14 protein-coding genes and 1 riboswitch are annotated in these 17412 nt (G+C 74.0%); of the genes, 10 read left to right on the top strand and 4 right to left on the bottom strand.

Features of this window, described 5'->3' with window-relative positions; translation table 11 throughout:
• Positions 1 to 126: 126 nt before the first annotated feature.
• From ACIG47_RS02385 to ACIG47_RS02375, 3 genes are read left to right on the top strand one after another with little or no spacing between them, the layout of a single operon-like run.
• On the top strand, positions 127 to 1449 hold the full coding sequence (locus ACIG47_RS02385; protein WP_397429448.1) for an acetyl-CoA C-acetyltransferase: 1323 nt from the start codon (positions 127 to 129) through the stop codon (positions 1447 to 1449).
• A 48-nt stretch (positions 1450 to 1497) separates the two neighbouring features.
• On the top strand, positions 1498 to 2847 hold the full coding sequence (locus tag ACIG47_RS02380) for a 3-oxoacyl-ACP reductase (RefSeq protein WP_397429447.1): 1350 nt from the start codon (positions 1498 to 1500) through the stop codon (positions 2845 to 2847).
• Complete coding sequence (locus ACIG47_RS02375) at positions 2844 to 3821, top strand: MaoC family dehydratase (RefSeq protein WP_397429446.1); 978 nt, start codon at positions 2844 to 2846, stop codon at positions 3819 to 3821. The genes ACIG47_RS02380 and ACIG47_RS02375 overlap by 4 nt, the downstream gene beginning before the upstream one ends.
• A 157-nt stretch (positions 3822 to 3978) precedes the next feature.
• Here ACIG47_RS02375 and ACIG47_RS02370 read toward each other — a convergent pair whose 3' ends face one another.
• Complete coding sequence (locus tag ACIG47_RS02370) at positions 3979 to 4830, bottom strand: hypothetical protein (protein WP_397429445.1); 852 nt, start codon at positions 4828 to 4830, stop codon at positions 3979 to 3981.
• A gap of 67 nt (positions 4831 to 4897) precedes the next feature.
• On the opposite strand from ACIG47_RS02370, the gene ACIG47_RS02365 reads away from it, so the two are divergent.
• Both ACIG47_RS02365 and ACIG47_RS02360 read left to right on the top strand, forming a co-directional pair.
• Complete coding sequence (locus tag ACIG47_RS02365) at positions 4898 to 5899, top strand: helix-turn-helix domain-containing protein (protein ID WP_397429444.1); 1002 nt, start codon at positions 4898 to 4900, stop codon at positions 5897 to 5899.
• A 28-nt stretch (positions 5900 to 5927) separates the two neighbouring features.
• Entirely contained in the window at positions 5928 to 6821 is an 894-nt protein-coding gene (locus tag ACIG47_RS02360) for an LLM class flavin-dependent oxidoreductase (RefSeq protein WP_397429443.1), read from the top strand.
• 131 nt (positions 6822 to 6952) lie between these two features.
• Here ACIG47_RS02360 and ACIG47_RS02355 read toward each other — a convergent pair whose 3' ends face one another.
• Entirely contained in the window at positions 6953 to 7753 is an 801-nt protein-coding gene (locus ACIG47_RS02355) for a hypothetical protein (RefSeq protein ID WP_397416501.1), read from the bottom strand.
• A gap of 179 nt (positions 7754 to 7932) precedes the next feature.
• Here ACIG47_RS02355 and ACIG47_RS02350 point away from each other — a divergent pair, with 179 nt between their 5' ends.
• Positions 7933 to 9456, top strand: coding sequence for an amidase (locus tag ACIG47_RS02350; RefSeq protein WP_397429442.1), 1524 nt, complete (start codon positions 7933 to 7935; stop codon positions 9454 to 9456).
• 158 nt (positions 9457 to 9614) lie between these two features.
• On the top strand, positions 9615 to 10211 hold the full coding sequence (locus tag ACIG47_RS02345) for a hypothetical protein (RefSeq protein ID WP_397429441.1): 597 nt from the start codon (positions 9615 to 9617) through the stop codon (positions 10209 to 10211).
• A 9-nt stretch (positions 10212 to 10220) separates the two neighbouring features.
• Here the strand turns inward: ACIG47_RS02345 and ACIG47_RS02340 are convergent, their stop codons facing one another.
• Entirely contained in the window at positions 10221 to 11645 is a 1425-nt protein-coding gene (locus ACIG47_RS02340; protein WP_397429440.1) for an aminotransferase class V-fold PLP-dependent enzyme, read from the bottom strand.
• Between the two features lie 31 nt (positions 11646 to 11676).
• Positions 11677 to 11790, bottom strand: a riboswitch (SAM riboswitch).
• Between the two features lie 245 nt (positions 11791 to 12035).
• Between ACIG47_RS02340 and ACIG47_RS02335 the strand changes: the two genes are divergently transcribed.
• Positions 12036 to 12500, top strand: coding sequence for a rhodanese-like domain-containing protein (locus tag ACIG47_RS02335; RefSeq protein ID WP_397429439.1), 465 nt, complete (start codon positions 12036 to 12038; stop codon positions 12498 to 12500).
• Positions 12497 to 13762: an O-succinylhomoserine sulfhydrylase gene (locus ACIG47_RS02330; RefSeq protein WP_397429438.1), complete on the top strand. Its 1266-nt coding sequence runs from the start codon at positions 12497 to 12499 to the stop codon at positions 13760 to 13762. The genes ACIG47_RS02335 and ACIG47_RS02330 overlap by 4 nt, the downstream gene beginning before the upstream one ends.
• Before the next feature lie 163 nt (positions 13763 to 13925).
• On the opposite strand, the gene ACIG47_RS02325 is transcribed toward ACIG47_RS02330, so the two are convergent.
• Positions 13926 to 16421 (bottom strand): glycoside hydrolase family 3 N-terminal domain-containing protein, encoded by a 2496-nt coding sequence (locus ACIG47_RS02325; RefSeq protein ID WP_397429437.1) that lies wholly within the window; start codon positions 16419 to 16421, stop codon positions 13926 to 13928.
• A gap of 149 nt (positions 16422 to 16570) precedes the next feature.
• On the opposite strand from ACIG47_RS02325, the gene ACIG47_RS02320 reads away from it, so the two are divergent.
• Positions 16571 to 17389: an MBL fold metallo-hydrolase gene (locus tag ACIG47_RS02320; RefSeq protein WP_397416592.1), complete on the top strand. Its 819-nt coding sequence runs from the start codon at positions 16571 to 16573 to the stop codon at positions 17387 to 17389.
• Positions 17390 to 17412 lie beyond the last annotated feature (23 nt).

Raw genomic sequence — 17412 nt, 5'->3', positions numbered from 1 at the left:
GAGTATCAGGTACTGTGAGTCCTGGGCACCACCCCGTGCGAACCGGGTCGCGGCCCGCCCCGGCCTCGGCCAGGCTCGAACCGACGAAGCCACTCGCCCGACGACCAAGCGAAGAGGAACAGCGACGTGTCCACTACCCCCTCCCCCGTCCCGTCCACGCGTGAGGCCGTGATCATCGGCGGCAACCGCATCCCGTTCTCCCGTGCCGGCAAGAAGTACGTCCGGACCAGCAACCAGGACATGTTCACCGCGGCGCTGGAGGGCCTCGTGGCCCGGTTCGGCCTGCAGGGCGAGCGCCTGGGCGAGGTCGCCGGCGGCGCCGTGCTCAAGCACAGCAAGAACTTCAACCTGATCCGCGAGTCGGTGCTGGGCTCCTCCCTGGCGCCCACCACGCCGGCCTACGACGTGCAGCAGGCCTGCGCCACCGGTCTGGAGGCCGCCATCGCGGTCACCAACAAGATCAAGCTGGGCCAGATCGAGTCGGGCGTCGCGGGCGGCACCGACACGGTGTCGGACGCGCCGATCGTCGTGAGCGACCGCCTCCGCGCCGCGCTCCTGGACGCCAACCACGCCAGGACGACCGGCGCCAAGATCCGCGCGCTGCTCCAGATCCGCCCCAAGGACCTCGCCCCCGCGACCCCCAGCACCGGCGAGCCCCGCACGCACCTGTCGATGGGCGAGCACCAGGCCATCACCACCGCGAAGTGGGGCATCACCCGCGAGGCGCAGGACGAGATCGCCTACAACTCGCACCGGAACCTGGCGCGCGCCTGGGAGTCCGGCTTCTTCGACGACCTGGTCACGCCGTTCAAGGGCCTGACCCGCGACGACAACCTGCGCGCCGACACCTCGCCCGAGAAGCTCGCCAAGCTCAAGCCCGTGTTCGGCACCTCGCTCGACGCCGAGGCCACCATGACGGCAGGCAACTCCACGCCGCTGACCGACGGTGCCTCCGCCGTGCTCTTCGCCTCGCGCGAGTGGGCGCAGGAGCGCGAGCTGCCGATCCTGGCGAAGTTCGTGGACGCGGAGACGGCGGCCGTCGACTTCGTGCACGGTCACGAGGGTCTGCTCATGGCCCCCGCCGCCGCGGTGCCGCGCCTCCTGGCCCGGAACGGGCTGACGCTCGAGGACTTCGACTTCTTCGAGATCCACGAGGCGTTCGCCTCCACCGTGCTGACCACGCTCGCCGCGTGGGAGGACGAGGAGTACTGCCGCACCGAGCTGGGCCTTCCCGGCGCGTTCGGCAAGGTCGACCGCAGCAAGCTCAACGTCAACGGCTCCTCGCTCGCCGCGGGCCACCCGTTCGCCGCGACCGGCGGCCGCATCATCGCGACGGCCGCGAAGCTGGTCTCGGCGAAGGCCGCGGAGACCGGGAAGCCCGCACGTGCGCTGATCTCGATCTGCGCGGCCGGCGGCCTGGGTGCCGTGGCCGTCATCGAGTCCGCCTAGTCCGGGCCGTCCGCCCGCCCCGCCGCCACCGCAATCGAAGAGGACACCGTGACCGACAGCTATCTCAACCTGGCCAACGGGACGCTCAAGCCCGTCTTCAAGAAGCTGGGCCTCCCCCAGCCCGCCATCCTCCGCCGCTACCGCCCCGGCGCCCCGCTGACCGTGGGCCCGGTCCTGGTCGTGTCCGACGACGCCTCGGCCGCCGACGCCGACGCCGTCGCCAAGACCCTGTCCGGCTGGGACCTCGACGTGCGCCGCAGCCCCGAGACCGCCGACGGCGAGCGGTTCGGCGCCGTGGTGCTGGTGCTGACCGGTGCCGAGACGCCCGCCGCGGTCTCGGCACCCGTGCTGACCGTCGCCGGCACGCTGCGCCGCCTGGCGGGCAACGGCCGGGTCGTGACGATCTCCCGCGCCGTCGGGGACGGCGACGCCCCGGTCCTGGCCGCGACCCGGGGCGGGGTCGAGGGTCTGGTGCGCTCGCTCGGCAAGGAGCTGCGGGGCGGGTCGACGTCCAACGGGATCCAGCTCACCCACGACGCGGCCGTGGACTCGGCCTCCGCCGAGGCGACGCTGCGCTTCTTCCTGTCCGCGAAGTCGGCGTACGTGGACGGCCAGCTCCTGCCGGTCGGGCCGTCGGGCACGACCGGCAGCACCGCCGTGGACTGGGAGCACCCGCTGGCCGGCAAGGTGGCCGTCGTGACCGGCGCCGCACGCGGCATCGGCGCGGCCATCGCCCGGACCATGGCACGGGACGGCGCGAAGGTCGTGGTGATCGACGTGCCGCCTGCCGGCGAGTCGCTGGCGGCCGTCGCGAACGAGATCGGCGGGGTCGCGCTCCAGCTCGACATCACCGCCGACGACGCGGCCGACAAGATCCTGGCCGCGGCCAAGCCGCTCGGTGGTCTCGACATCCTGGTGCACAACGCGGGGATCACCCGCGACAAGCTGCTCGCCAACATGACGGCCGACAAGTGGGACCCGGTCATCGCCGTGAACCTGACGGCGCAGCTCCGGATCAACGAGCGTCTGCTCGGCGCGGGCGTCGAGGGCCTGCGGATCGTCTCCCTCGCCTCGACCACCGGGCTCGCCGGCAACCGGGGACAGACCAACTACGGCTACACGAAGGCCGGCGTCATCGCGAACGCGGCCGCCGGTGCCCCGGTGCTCGCGGCGGTCGGCGGCACGACGAACGCCGTGGCACCCGGCTGGATCGAGACCGAGATGACCGCGAAGGTACCCGCCCTCACCCGCACCGTGGCACGGCGGATGCCGTCGCTCGGTCAGGGCGGCCTGCCGGTCGACATCGCCGAGGCCATCTGCTTCCTGGCGTCCGACCCGGCGGCCGGGATCAACGGGCAGACCCTCCGCGTCTGCGGTCAGCACATGGTGGGCAAGTGACGGAGCAGGGGCGGGCGGTGGCACGGCGCGGCGCGCCGGCGTCGTACGGCGAGACGGAGCTGGCAGCGCTGCCGAGGCTGGGCGGGCTGTTCGCGAAGGGGGTCGCCGGGTCGGCGACGAAGCGCCCCCGGGGCGCGGTGCGGCTGCCGGAGGTGAGCTACCGCGTCGGCGACGTCGACACGTCCGGCGAGGCCGCGCACCTGGCGGCGTACCAGCGGCTGCTGGGCGAACCGGCGTCGGACGTGCTGCCGGCCGGGTTCCTGCACGTGCTGGCCTTCCCGCTGGCCACCGCCGTCATGGTGCGAGCGGACTTCCCGCTGCCGCTGCTCGGGATGGTCCACCTCCGGAACGTGGCGCGCGTGCTCAGGCCGGTACGCCTGGGCGAGCCGCTCGAGGTCCGGGCATGGGCGCAGAACGCCCGCGGCCACCGCCGGGGCGTCCAGGTCGACCTGGTCGCGGAGGTGCGGACCGGCGGCGACCTCGTCTACCAGGGTGTCTCGACCTACCTCGCCAAGGGCTTCACGGCGCCCGACGAGGGGCCGTCCGGGGCGGGATCGTCCGGGGCGGGATCGTCCGCGACGGGACGGCCCGAGTGGACGCCGCCGCTGCCGACCGCGCGCTGGACGCTCGGCGGCGGCACCGGGCGGGCCTACGGCGCGGTGTCGGGCGACCAGAACCCGATCCACACGTCGGCCCTGGGTGCCAAGGCGTTCGGGTTCCCGCGGGCCATCGCGCACGGGATGTACAGCGCGGCACGGGCGCTGGCGGAGGTCGGCCCGGCGCTGCGTGGCGACGCCTACGAGTGGACCGTCGAGTTCTTCCGGCCCGTGCTGCTGCCGGGCACGGTCGACGTGGCGATCCGCCCGGTGGCCGACGTCGAGCCGGCGGCCGAGGGCGCCGCGGGCTTCGTGTACGACGGCTGGCGCTCCGGCAAGGGCACCCGGCACTTCACGGGTACGGTCACCCCGCTCTGACGCGGCACCGTCGCGGCCTCGGTCGGAGGTGCCCCGCGGAGGCGCGTTGCCCAGGGTAGACATTGTCTACGCACAGCAACGCACCTCCGCGAGGCACCTCCGGCCGGCGGCCAAGCAGGAGAGGAGCGCGCCCCTCCCGAGGGAGAGGCAACACGGCTCAGCCGACGGCGAGGCGCGGCAGGAGGAGCTCCTCCCAGAGGACGGCCCGCTTCGGGCGGAAGAAGCCCGAGTGACCGATGCGGGTCAGGCCGTGGTCGGCAGCGCGCATCTCGACGAGCTCGATCTCGGTGCCCGGGAACTCCGCGCTCCAGGAGCGGATCGACTCCGGGGAGATGAGCTCGTCGTCCGCCGTCCACAGGGCCGTGACCGGCGTGCCCACCTTCGCAAACCGCTCCCGGAGCTCCGGGTGCTCGCTGAACAGGTAGTCGCGGTGCAGGCACCAGCGGCCCCACTGGCGCATGACGCCGGCGGGCAGGTCGTCCAGGATCCGGAGCCGGCGGCCCGGGTAGTAGCCCGCGACGGCGGTCGCGGCCGGGGCGATCACCCGCCACAGCAGCGGCGACCAGGTCCGGATCGCCGGCGCCGCCAGGCCCCGCCAGCCGGTGCCCGACGCGACCATGACGCAGCGCTCCACGGCGACGTCGGACAGGAAGCCCAGGCTCTGGCCGCCGAACGAGTGGCCCACCCACGTGAGCGGCACGCCCGCGGCGTCCGCCCGGGCGCGGGCGTGCCCCGCGGCGCCCTCCGCGTCGCGGTACCAGTCCAGGGCGGTCGCGGCCGACTCCCGCAGCGGGCCGTACAGCTCCGGCTCGGACCCGCGGTAGGAGAAGGTCAGGACGGCCAGACCCCGCTCGGCGAGCCAGGCCGCGGTGTGCCGGTAGAACCGCATCGGCATCGCCATGGCGGGTGCGATCGCCACGACGCCCGCGGGGTCGCCGTCCGGCAGGAACCAGCGGCCGGCGACGGGCTCGCCGTCGGCCGCGGGGAAGCGCACGTCCTCGATGCTCACCTGCCGGAGGTTAGCAATCCCGTATCCTCGGGCCCGACGCTGCGGATTTCGTCCGGCGGGAGGACTCATGCTCGGTGACGTGCTCGGACTGACCACCTCGCAGGCGCTCGCCTACCACGACCTGGTGGCCTCGCCGTCCCTCGACGCGGCCGAGCTGGCCCGCCGCCTCGGCTGCGACCCGGGCGACGCCCTGGACGTGCTGCGCGCGCTCGAGAGCCACGGACTCGCGACGCGGCAGAGCACCGACGACTCCCGCTTCCAGGCCGCGCCGCCCGAGATCGCGCTCGGCGCGCTGCTGGCCCGGCGCAAGGACGAGATCCAGGCCGCGCAGGAGGAGCTGATCCAGCTCGAGGCGGAGTTCCGGCGCTCGTCCGCGCTCCGGCCCGCGACCGACGTCGTGGACGTGGTGCGCGGGGCCGACGCGGTGCGGCAACGGCTCACGCAGCTCCAGCTCGGTGCGCGCGAGACCGTCGAGTCGTTCACCAAGCCGCCGGTCTTCGTGATGTCCGTCGGCGAGAACACCGCCGAGGACCAGGCCGTCGCGCGCGGCGTCCGGTACCGCGTGGTCGTGGACCGGGTGTTCCTCGACACCGGCATGCTGCGCGTGGACGACGTCACCGAGGCGATCGAGAAGGGCGAGGACGTCCGGTTCTCGGAGCGGGTGCCGATCAAGCTCTTCATCATCGACCACCGGCTCGCGTTCGTGCCCATCCAGACGGTGCGGGAGGCCGGGGACGGCACCACCGACATGGCGCCCGACCTCGTGGGCGCGCTGATCATCCACCCCTCCGGGCTGCTGGACGCCCTGATCGCGCTGTTCGAGGGCGTGTGGCGCGACGCCACCCCGTTCCCCCTGCCCGGCGAGGGTGCCGAACGGTCCGGGCTCGACCGGCAGGACGCGCGCATCCTCGCGCTGATGCTCGCCGGTCTCACGGACCAGTCCGTGGCCAACCAGCTCGGCCTGTCGCTGCGCACCGTGCAGCGGCGCGTCAAGGTGCTGATGGGTATCGCCGGGGTCTCGACCAGGATCCAGCTGGGCTGGTACGCGGCCCGGAAGGACTGGATCTGACGGCTGCCGCCGTGACAGCGTGGCCCCCATGACCACACTGGCGTGCATCATCCGCCCCTCGACCCCGCCGTCCCGCATCGTCCCGCTCGCCCGCGCCGTGGAGACCGCGGGGATCGAGGAGATCTGGCTCTGGGAGGACTGCTTCCAGACGGGCGGGATCTCCGCCGCGACCGCCATCCTCGCTGCCACCGACCGGGTCCGGGTCGGGATCGGCGTGATGCCGACGCCGCTGCGGAACGTCGCGCTCACCGCCATGGAGGTCGCCACGGTCGACGGGATGTTCCCGGGGCGGCTCGTCCCCGGCATCGGTCACGGCGTGCAGTCGTGGATGGCCCAGGTGGGCGCGAAGGCGGCGTCCCCGCTCACGCTCATGCGCGAGTACTCGACGGCGCTGCGCTCGCTGCTCGCCGGGGAGCGCGTGACGACGTCGGGCCGGTACGTCTCCCTGGACGACGTCGCGCTCGACTGGCCGCCCGCCCGGCCCGTGGGGGTGCCGGTCGCCGCGACGGGACCGAAGTCGCTGCGGCTCGCGGGCGAGGTGGGCGACGGCGTGGTGCTGGAGGGGTCCGTGGGCCTGGCGGGCCTGCCGGGTGCGCTGGAACGTATCGCCGAGGGCCGGGCCGCCGCCGGGCGGGAGGCCGAGGACTTCCCGGTGATCCAGTTCGTGTCGGGCGGCACCGGACCGGACGCCGTCACGCGCCTGCGCGCCGAGCTCACCGCCTGGGGGCGGGACGTCGCCGACGACGAGCGCCTCGCGAGCTACGCGATCTGGGGCGACGCCCAGGACTTCGCCGACGGCGTGCGCCGGTTCGGCGACGCCGGGGCCGGCACCGTGGCGATCCAGCCGACCGAGGACGACCCCGACCTGGAGCGGCTCGCCGACGTGCTGGGCGAAGCCCGCGCGCTGCTGGGCGCGGGCTAGGGGGCTCGACCCGGCGGGCCGATCGCCACTGCCGGACGACCGCGAGTACCGACCCCCACAGGACGACGCCGGGGTCGCACCGTCGGTTGACGGTGCGACCCCGGCGTCCTGCGACCGGTGAGCCGGGGCGATCAGATGTCGCGCGGCGGCGGGGGCGCGAACGAGCCCGACGCCGGGGCGGCGCCCGGGTCGGTGCCCGGAGCGGTCCCGGTCCCCGCGGCGGGCGTGGCAGCGGCGCCACCACCCGACGAGAGGTTGCCGAGGAAGCCCTCGACGCGCGAGCGCATGGGGCCGATCAGCGCACCACCGACACCGACGATCAGAATTCCGGCGACGGTGGCCAGGAATGCGACGAGAACAGGCATTGTCACCGTGGTGCCGATGCCGATCTGGTTGACCGCGGCGATAACACCGAGCGCGATGATGAGGAACGACACGGCCTTGGCCACGAGAGAGCCGTAGGAAACACCGCTCATGGTGTTGAGCAGAAGGTCCTTCACGGCATTCGCGATGGCGCCGGCGATCACGACGATGATGATCGCGACCAGCAGGCTCGGCAGCCACGCCACGATGTCGTTCACGATCGCGCTCACCGGGTTGGTGGGCCCGAACGCGCTCAGCGCGAGCTGGAGCGTGATCAGCAGGATGAAGTAGTAGATGATCTTGGTGAGCAGCGAGATCGGCTCGATCCCCGAGCCCGCCAGGAGCCTCGTGGCCCCGGCCCGCTCCAGCACCTTGTTGAAGCCGACCCGCGTCAGGATCATCCCCACGAACCGGGCGATCGCCTTGGCGATGAAGTACCCGATGAGAAAGACGATCAGGAACACCAGAAGCTTCGGGATGAAGCTCGCGACGGCCCCGAGAGCGCTCGTGAGCGGCTCCAGCCAGTCGACCTGGCTCGGTAGAACGAGCCCTGCACTGAGGAATGTCATGGTTCTCTCCCCCTTAGAGACATTTCTGGTCACCTCTGGCGCCCCACGGTGGCGCGCCGTAAAGGTGCCGGCACCCCACGAACATATGCCGGAGAAGCGCATTCTGCGCGGTGGAATGACATTTCATTGCGCGACGCCCGGTCGTCAGATCGGTGCCGAGGTGCGCATAACCTGGCCCGATGGATGCCCTGCACGAGCGGACCGCCGTCGAGCTCCGCGACCTTCTCGCCGCCGGAGAGCTCACCCCCACCGAGGTCACCGACTACTTCCTCGACCGCGTCGAACGGCTCGACCCGCTGGTCGGCGCCTTCGCCACCGTCACCCCGGACCGTGCGCGGGCACGCGCCGCGGAGCTCGGGTCCGCGGGTCGCCCCGAGGGCGGCACCGGCACGCAGCCGGACGGTGCGCCGTCGCCGGGCAGCCTGTGGGGTCTGCCCACCGGCGACAAGGACCTCTGGAACCGCGCGGGCGTGCCGACCGGCTTCGGGTCGCGCGCCTTCGCGGGCCTGCCGCCGGCGGAGCAGAGCGACGAGATCGTCCGCGTGCTCGACGACGCGGGCATCGTCAGCCTCGGCAAGACCGCTGCCCCCGAGCTCGGCTTCCCCGCCTACACGGAGCCGGTGGGCGCCCCGCCCGCGCGCACCCCGTGGGACCTGACCCGCGGTGCGGGCGGGTCGAGCGGCGGGGCCGCCGCCGCGGTGGCCGCGGGCATGCTGCCGTTCGCGCCCGGGTCCGACGGCGGTGGCTCGATCCGCATCCCGGCCGCGGCCTGCGGCGTCGTGGGTCTCAAGCCCACGCGCGGGCTGCTGCCGGCGGGCAGCGGTGTCGACGCGCTGGGTGGGCTGGTCGTCAACGGGCCTGTCGCGCGCACGGTGGCCGACGCCGCGCTCCTGCTGGAGGCGATGCTCCCGAGGCGGGCCGGGGGCGGCGTCGCGCACCCGTTCACGCTGCGCGCGCCGTCGTACGCGGCGGGGGCCTACCTGGCCACGGCCCAGCGGGCGGAGCTGCCCGCCCCGGAGAACACCGGCGGTGCGGGCGTGAACGTCGCCCGGATCGGCGTCACCACGTCGTCGGCGTGGGACGGGTTCTACGACATCACGGTGTCGCCCGAGGCACGGGCGGCCCTCGACGCGGGTGTGCGCGCGCTGGCCGGGGCCGGGCACGAGATCGAGGAGACGGTCCTCGCCGAGGCCCCCGAGTACGCCCCCGCGTTCCGCACCCTGTGGATGGGCGGCGCCTCCGCGGTGCCCCTCGACGACCCCGCGACGCTCGACCGGCTGGAACCGTTGACGCAGTGGCTGATCCGGTCGGGGCGCGAGCTGCCGGCGCGGCAGCTCGCCGAGGCACTGCGCACGCTCACAGGCTACGAACGGTCCCTGGTCGCTCAGGTCAGCGCGTACGACGCCGTCGTCACCCCCGCGCTCGCGCTCACGCCCCGTCCGATCGGGTGGTACGACGCCGAGGACCCGGAGCGGAACTTCGAGCAGCAGTGCCAGTACACGCCGTTCACCTCGATGCTCAACGTCGCGGGGCTGCCCGCGATCACGGTGCCGACGCACTGGACCGAACCCACCAGCGACGCGCCCGCGGGTCTGCCGATGGGCGTGCAGATCATCGGCCGGCCGGGCGGCGAGCTCACGCTCCTGGCACTCGCGACACAGGTCGAGGCCGCCCTCCCGGCACCGCGCGCCTTCCCCCTCTGACGGGGCGGGACGCGCAGGCCGTTCCCGTGACCTGCGCGTCCGGCGACGCCGCTCGGGCCGAACGGCTTCGGTCCTGACCGAAAGGGGTTTCGCCGACCTCGCACCGTCTGCCAAGGTACCCCTGGAGGGTATTCAGCCGGTCGCGAGGAGACAGGACCATGACCGAGACGTTCGAGACGGCGGCGGCCGCACGGCCGAGCCGCTGGACCGGGACCTGGCCGACCAACACCGCCTGGCTGGTGCTCGGAGCGGTCACGGGCGTGGGCCTGCTCATCGGCGGCACGGCGATCGCAGGCGCCGGCTGGCAGGACGCCGTCGCCGAGGACCCGGCCACCGCCGTCGGCGTCGCGGCGCTGTGCTATCTGGCCGCCGCCGTGACGGGCGTGCGCTGGACCGCCTGGCTGGTCGCGCTCCTGGCGTCGGCGATCCCGGTCGCGTCCGAGCTGCTCGACACGCCCCGGTGGATCGCCTTCACGCTGGTGGGCGTGGTCCTCACCGGCATCGGGCTCGCCCGCGGACGCCGGGCCACCTGGGTGCAGGCCGCCGCGATGGCAGGCTTCTTCGGGGCCGCGACGGCGGCCCTGTTCCTGGAGCCGCGCACGGGGCTGGCCCTCGCAGGCCTCGCCCTGGCCGCGCACGCGGTCTGGGACGTGCTGCACTACCGCCGCGACGTGGTGGTCAACCGGTCCCTCGCGCTCTGGTGCATCGGTCTCGACCTGACGCTGGGCGGCATCTGCGTGGCCCTGGCGCTGTAGCGGTCGGGGCTAGTCCTCGTCGGGAAGGCAGCCGAAGGCCTCGTCGAAGCCCAGGGCGGCCGTCGCCAGCAGGCCCGCGAGACCGGATCCCTCCGGGACCGGGCGCGGGTCGTCGGTGACCACCCAGAGGCCGTCGACGACGTCGTACCCGGCCTGCGGGCCCTCGGCGACGAGCCGGGCCACGGCGGCGACCAGGCGTTCCACCTCCTCGCCCGCGGTGCCGACGCCGACCGAGGCACGCACGGCCCCGGCGTCGAAGCCGAGGCGGCCGAGCAGAGGGTGCGCGCAGAACCTGCCGTCCCGCACGCCGATGCCGTGCTCCGCGGAGAGGTAGGCGGCGACGAGGCCCGGGTCGTACCCGGACACGGTGAAGGTCACCACGCCCACCGGGTCCACGGCGTCCGCCCACACCCGCACCACCTCGACGCGGTCGATCGCCTCGAGGCCGGCCACCAGCCGTTCCCGCAGCGCCGTCTCGTGCGCGACCACCTCGGCAGGGTCGAGCGCCGCGAGCTCCTCGCACGCCGCGGCCAGGGCCACCGCGCCGATCACGTTGGGCGAGCCGGCCTCGTGGCGGGCGGGACCCTCGTGCCAGTCCGTGCCACCGACCCGGACACGCCGGACGGCACCGCCGCCCGCGAGGTACGGCGTACCGGCGTCGAGCCAGTCGCGACGGCCCACCAGGGCGCCCGCACCGAACGGCGCGTACGTCTTGTGACCGGAGAACGCGAGGTAGTCGACACCGGTCGACTCCAGGGAGATGCGGCGGTGCGGCACGAGCTGGGCGCCGTCGAGCACCACGCGCGCGCCGTACTCGTGCGCGACGGCCACGATCTGGTCGACCGGGAGCGACTCCCCCGTCACGTTGGAGGCGCCGGTGAGGGCGAGCAGCGCGAACGGCCGGTCCGAGGCGGCGTCGGCGAGCTCCTCGCGGATCTGCGCCAGGGTCTCGGCGACGGTCGCGCCGCCGGTCAGCACGGTCGCACCCGTGGACCGCTGCCAGGGCAGCAGGTTGGCGTGGTGCTCGACGTCGAGCACCAGCACACGGCCCGGCTCGCCGTCGGGCTGGGCGGGGACGCAGCCGGCGAGGAGGTTCAGGGAGTCGGTGGTGTTGCGGGTGATGATCGTCAGGTCGTCCTCGCGGGCGCCGACGAACGCGCCGATCGTGCGGCGGGCGGTCTCGTACAGCGCCGTGCTCACCTGCGAGAGGTAGCCGGCGCCGCGGTGCACGCTGGCGTACAGGGGGAGCACCTGGGTGACGCGGTCGGCGACGGCCTGCAGCGCCGGGGCGGACGCGGCGACGTCGAGGTTCGCATAGGCGACCTGGGTACCGTCCACGAGCGGCACGAGCGTGGCGCCGCCGACGACGGGCCGGAGCGGCGCGACGTCCGCCACCGGGGCAGCGGGACGACGGGTGAGGGTGGGTGCGGACATGGCATCCTCCAGCAAGGTCCTGGGGGACGTGCCCCCGCGCTTGCCGCACGCGGGCTGCGCACGGCCAGGTCGTCACCCGGGGCACCCCACCGCGGAGGAGGGTTGCCGGCCAGCGAGCCGGGGCTTGGCGCTGGCACTCATGACCTGGCGTCATCCTGTGTCGCGGGTCAAGGGACTGTCAACGGATGTCTCAGATGCTGGTCCCAACATCCGAGCGCACGCCCAGCGTGCGAGACGCCGTTCCACCCACCGGACAGATGTCGTAGGGTTGGCCACGACCATCCCGAGCGGCCGAGTGACGTGGCACGACGACGCCGCAGCAACCCAGCGTTCCCGCCTCGCGGCGCGGACGGACGAGGGTGCTACCGCCACGACCGATGGAGGAGCACCATGAGCGATCCCGCACACCCCGGAGCCCGGCCCGCCGACGGCTACGCCGGCGACCTCACGCCCCAGCAGGCCTGGGACCTGCTCGCGGACGACCCGGACGCCACGCTGGTGGACGTCCGCACCGACGGCGAGTGGCGCACCATCGGCGTGCCGGACACGTCGTCGCTCGGCAGGCGGCCCGTGTTCAGCGAGTGGGTGCGGGCCGGCGGACGGCCCAACCCCGCGTTCCTGGAGGAGCTCAAGGCCGCCGGCGTGACGCACGGCCCCGTGGTCTTCCTCTGCCGGTCGGGTCAGCGCTCGATCGGCGCGGCGCGGCTCGCGACGGCGTCGGGCATCACGCCGTCGTACAACGTGCTGGACGGGTTCGAGGGCGCGCCCGGGGCCGACGGCGTCCGCGACCAGCGAGGCTGGAAGGTCGCCGGGCTGCCCTGGTCGCAGGGCCCGGCGTCGGAGGGCGACGCGTGACCGTCACGGGCGCTTTCCCGCACGACGCGAGCCCGGGCGGGTCCGGCCGCAAGCCGCTGCCGCCCACCGTCCGGCCGCAGACGCTCGCCGTGCGCGGCGGGCACCAGCGCAGCGAGTTCCAGGAGACCAGCGAGGCACTGTTCCTCACGCAGGGCTACGTGTACGACTCGGCGGCCGACGCCGAGGCCGCGTTCAAGGGCGACCTGGACCGGTTCGTCTACTCCCGCTACGGGAACCCGACGGTGCACACGTTCGAGGAGCGCCTGCGCCTGCTGGAGGGCGCCGAGGCCTGCTACGCGACCGCGACGGGCATGTCCGCGGTGTTCACGTCGCTGGCCGCGCTCGTGGGGTCCGGCTCGCGGATCGTGGCCGCCCGGGCCCTGTTCGGGTCCACCGTGGTGATCTTCGAGGAGATCCTCAAGAAGTGGGGGGTGCACACCGACTACGTCGACGGGCACGTGCTGTCCCAGTGGGAGGAGGCCCTCTCCACACCGGCGGACGTGGTGTTCTTCGAGACGCCCTCCAACCCGATGCAGGACATCGTGGACGTGCGCGCCGTCGTGGACCTGGCCCACGCGGCCGGGGCGACCGTGGTGCTCGACAACGTCTTCGCCACCCCGCTGCTGCAGAAGCCGCTGGAGCTGGGCGCCGACGTGGTCGTGTACTCGGCCACCAAGCACATCGACGGCCAGGGCCGCGTGCTCGGCGGCGCGATCCTCGGCTCGACCGAGTACGTGACCGGCCCCGTGCAGACCTTCATCCGCAACACGGGGCCGTCGCTGTCGCCGTTCAACGCGTGGACCCTGCTCAAGGGCCTGGAGACGCTGCCGGTACGCGTCGCGGCGCAGGGCGCGGGCGCGCTCACCGTCGCGAACGCCCTGGAGGAGCTGCCCGGGGTGGGCGCGGTCCGGTACCCGTTCCTCGACTCGCACCCGCAGGCCGAGCTCGCGCGCGCCCAGATGAGCGGGGGCGGCACCGTGGTCACGTTCGACCTGGCCGTCCCCGAGGGCGTCGACGCCGAGAGCGCGAAGAAGCACACGTTCGCGTTCCTCGACGCGCTCCGGGTGATCGACATCTCGAACAACCTGGGCGACGCGAAGTCCCTGATCACCCACCCCGCGACCACCACCCACCGCAAGCTGGGCGCGCCCGGCCGGGCCGCCGTCGGCATCACGGAGACGACGGTGCGCCTCTCGGTCGGCCTGGAGGACCCCCGCGACCTGGTCGAGGACGTGGAGCAGGCGCTCGCCTCGGCGGGCTGACCCTGAGAGGACATGGCCCGCGGGTGTGGGTTGCTCCGCGTAGACATTGTCTACCCAGAGCAACCCACCCCCGCGGGGCACCTTCACCTGGCGGGTCCTGCCCCGGCCGCCCTCCGCCGACCGTCCTGCGCCGGCCCCTGTCGGAGACCCAGGCATGCTTCCGTCAGCGTCCGCCCTCCGCCTCGCCCAGGATGCTCAGGGCGAGGCCGGCACGCCCTTCCAGCCGGGCGACGTCGGCCCGGGCGAGCAGGCGGGACTCGCGCGCCGGGACGCCGTGCACGGGGTCGAGCACCGCGTCCTGCAGCGCCAGCCGGTGCTCGTCGAGGTGGGCGACCCGGCCACCCGTGGACAACCCCCAGCCGAACGGGAACAGCGGGTCGTAGTCCCGGTCGCCGACGTTGACCACCGGGTCGTCGGCGGACCGCGGCCACGAGACCGGCAGCCGGCCCGTGAACCGGCGCTCGCCGAACAGCACGTCCGCGACGCCCGCGCCCTCCGTCCCCGGCAACCACGACGCAACCAGCGCGTCGATCGAGCCGAGCTGGTCGGTCAGCACCTGCGGCCGGCCCGAGACCACCAGGACCACGCAGGCACGGATCTCGGCGCACACCTTCTCCACGACCTCGGCGTCGCCCGGCTGGAGCGCCATCGACTTCTCCTCGCGCGGCACGCCGCCGTCCGCCGGGTCCCAGGCCCACTCGGGGCCACCCACGTCACCGAACCCCTCGGCGTACGGGGTCTCCCCCACGACGACGACGCCGACGTCGGCCCCGGCGGTCGGCGCGGAGGCGTCCTCGCTGAACGTGACGTCGTCGGCCGCCGCCCGGATGCCCTCCAGGATCGTGGTGCCCTCGGTGACGTCGCCCGAGAAGCCCTGCCACGTGCCGGTCCAGCCGCCGGCCTGGTTGCCCAGGTCGTCGGCGTTGCGGCCCGCCACGTAGATGCTCGCGTCGTGGTCCAGCGGCAGCGCGTGCCGCGCGTTCTTGAGCAGCACCTGCGACGCCGCCACCGCCTGGCGCGCGACGGCCCGGTGCTCCGCGGACCCGATCTCGTCGGCATGCGACCGGTCGGCGAACGGCTCCTCGAACAGGCCCAGCTCGAACTTGGCCGTCAGGATCCGGGACACGGCGTCGTCGATCCGCTCCTCGGCCACGGCACCGTCCTGCACCGCCGCGACGAGCCGTGTATGGAACCGCTCGAACTGCGAGGGCTCCATGAACATGTCCACGCCCGCGTTCACGCTCGTGACGATCTGGCCGGTGGTCGGCGGGTCGGGCGCGAGCGGCGGGATCTGGTGGATGCCCTGGTAGTCGCTGATGACGAAGCCCTCGAAGCCGTGCCCGTCCTTGAGCCAGCCGTTGATCAGCTCGTCGTGGGCGTGCATCTTGAGGGGGTTGCCCAGGCCGTCGTCGGTCCAGTCGACGCTGGAGAAGCTCGGCATGACCGAGCCGACGCCTGCCCCGAGCGCCGCCTCGTAGGGCGGCAGGTCCACGGCCTCGACATGCCGCCGGCTCTGCTGCGTGACTCCCTGGTCGATCGTGTAGTCGCCCTCGCCGGTGCCGTACGCGGTGTCGCCGTCGGCCACGAAGTGCTTGGCCGTGGCGAGGACGGATCGGCTGCCGTCCAGGCGGCGCCCCTGGAACCCCGTGACGGCGGCGGCACCGAGCACTCCCGCCAGCGCCGGGTGCTCGCCGAAGGACTCGTAGGTGCGGCCCCAGCGGTCGTCGCGCGCCACGCACAGGCAGGGCGCGAACGTCCAGGGGATGCCGGTCGCACGGGTCTCGGTGGCGACCATGCGCTCGGCCCGGGCCACCAGCAGCGGGTCGCGCGTGGCACCGAGCCCGATGTTGTGCGGCAGGATCGTGGCCCCTGCCAGGTTGCCGTGCCCGTGCACCGAGTCGACCCCGTAGATCAGGGGGATCTGCAGCCGGGTCGCCAGGGCGCGTGCCTGGAAGCCGTCGATCGCGTCGGCCCAGCCCTCGGGCGTGTTGTCGGCGGGCGTGGACCCGCCGCCGCTCAGGATCGACCCGAGCCCGAGCTCCGTGACGACCGCCGGGTCACCCGCGACGTTCGCCCGTTCGGCCTGCGTCATCTGCCCCACCTTCTCGGCCGTCGTCATGCGGCCCAGCAGGTCCGCGACCCGGCGCTCCGTGGGCAGGCGGCGGTCGAGGTACGGCAGCCCGTGCGCCCGGACGACGACGGTGGGGTCGGCGGACACCTCCGCGTCCCCGGACTCCAGACCCACCCGGACCGTCTCCGCCGTCTCGCCCGACGCCGACGCCCGGGTGCGGATCGCGACGGTCCGCTCGGCGCCCGACGGCGTTCCTGCCGCGAACTCGACGGTGCCGGAGCCGGCGGTGTAGTCGACGTCGGCGGTCGCGGTGCCCGAGCCCGTGCGCCAGCGGACCGTGACGGGTGCGGCGAGGGTGCCGCCGCCGTCGGCCTCGACGGTGAGCGTGACGTGCGCGGTGCCACCGTCGCCGACCAGGACGACGGGGTCCGCGCTGACCAGGACCGGGCCGTCCGCGGCGCCGGCTGCGGGGACGGGCACGGGGACGGCCTGGGCGGTCGCGGCGAGCGCGACCGCGGCCAGGAGTGCGGGAACGGTGCGGGCTGTGCGGCCGCGGGAGCCTCGCGACCTGCCGGGAACGAGGGGCATTCCGGGGTCCTCTCGCCATTGGGAGGTGGTTCATCGATCACACACCGCGGGACGCCGCAGCACAAGCCCCGTCGCCCCCTGGATAAGGTGATCCGGTGATTCCGGTCGTCTCCTTCGCGTCGGTGCTCCGTGCCGACAACCCCGGCCCGATGACGCTCGACGGGACCCGGTCCTACGTGCTGCGCGCCCCCGGCGCACCCGGCTGCGTGGTGGTGGATCCCGGGCCCGGCCTGGAACCGCACCTCACCGCCCTGGCGGACGCCGGTCCGGTCGAGCTGGTGCTCGTCACCCACCGGCACGCCGACCACACCGGCGGGCTCGCCCGGTTCCGCGAGCTGACCGGGGCGCCGTCACGGGGCGTCCTGCCGGAGTTCTGCGCGGACGGCAGGAGCACCGGCCCGAGGTCCGGACCGCTGGCCGACGGCGAGGTCCTGGAGGTCGCGGGCCTGCGCATCGAGGTGCTGGCCACGCCGGGACACACCGCGGACTCCGTGTGTCTCGTGGTGTCGGCACCCACCGGCGAGTCGCCAGGAGAGGCGACCGGGACGGCGTCGGGCACGGTGGTGCTCACGGGGGACACGGTGCTGGGCCGGGGTACGACGGTGCTCGCCGAGCCGGACGGTTCGCTGCGGCACTACCTGGCGTCGCTGGACCGCCTCGCGTCGCGGGTCGCCGCGCTCGGCGGCGCGACGTCGCCCGTCCTCGGCCTGCCCGGGCACGGGCCGGTCGTGGACGACCTCGGCGCGGTGGTGCGGGCCTACCGCGAGCACCGGCAGGAGCGGCTGGACCAGGTGCGCTCCGCCCTGACCGCCCTCGACGCGCCGTTGCCCCGCGCCGGGACCCCGCTCCCGGACCGGCTGCTGGACGAGGTGACGCGCGCGGTGTACTCCGACGTCGACCCGTCGGTGCTGCCGGCGGCCCGCTCGTCGGTCCGTGCCCAGCTCGACTATCTCCGCGACGTGCGCTGAGGAACCGCACCCCGCACCGACCG

Source organism: Promicromonospora sp. NPDC052451, from assembly GCF_044547525.1.
Lineage (GTDB): Bacteria > Actinomycetota > Actinomycetes > Actinomycetales > Cellulomonadaceae > Promicromonospora.
The sequence above is the reverse complement of the archived record's forward strand: the minus strand, read 5'-3'. Positions and strand labels throughout refer to the sequence as shown.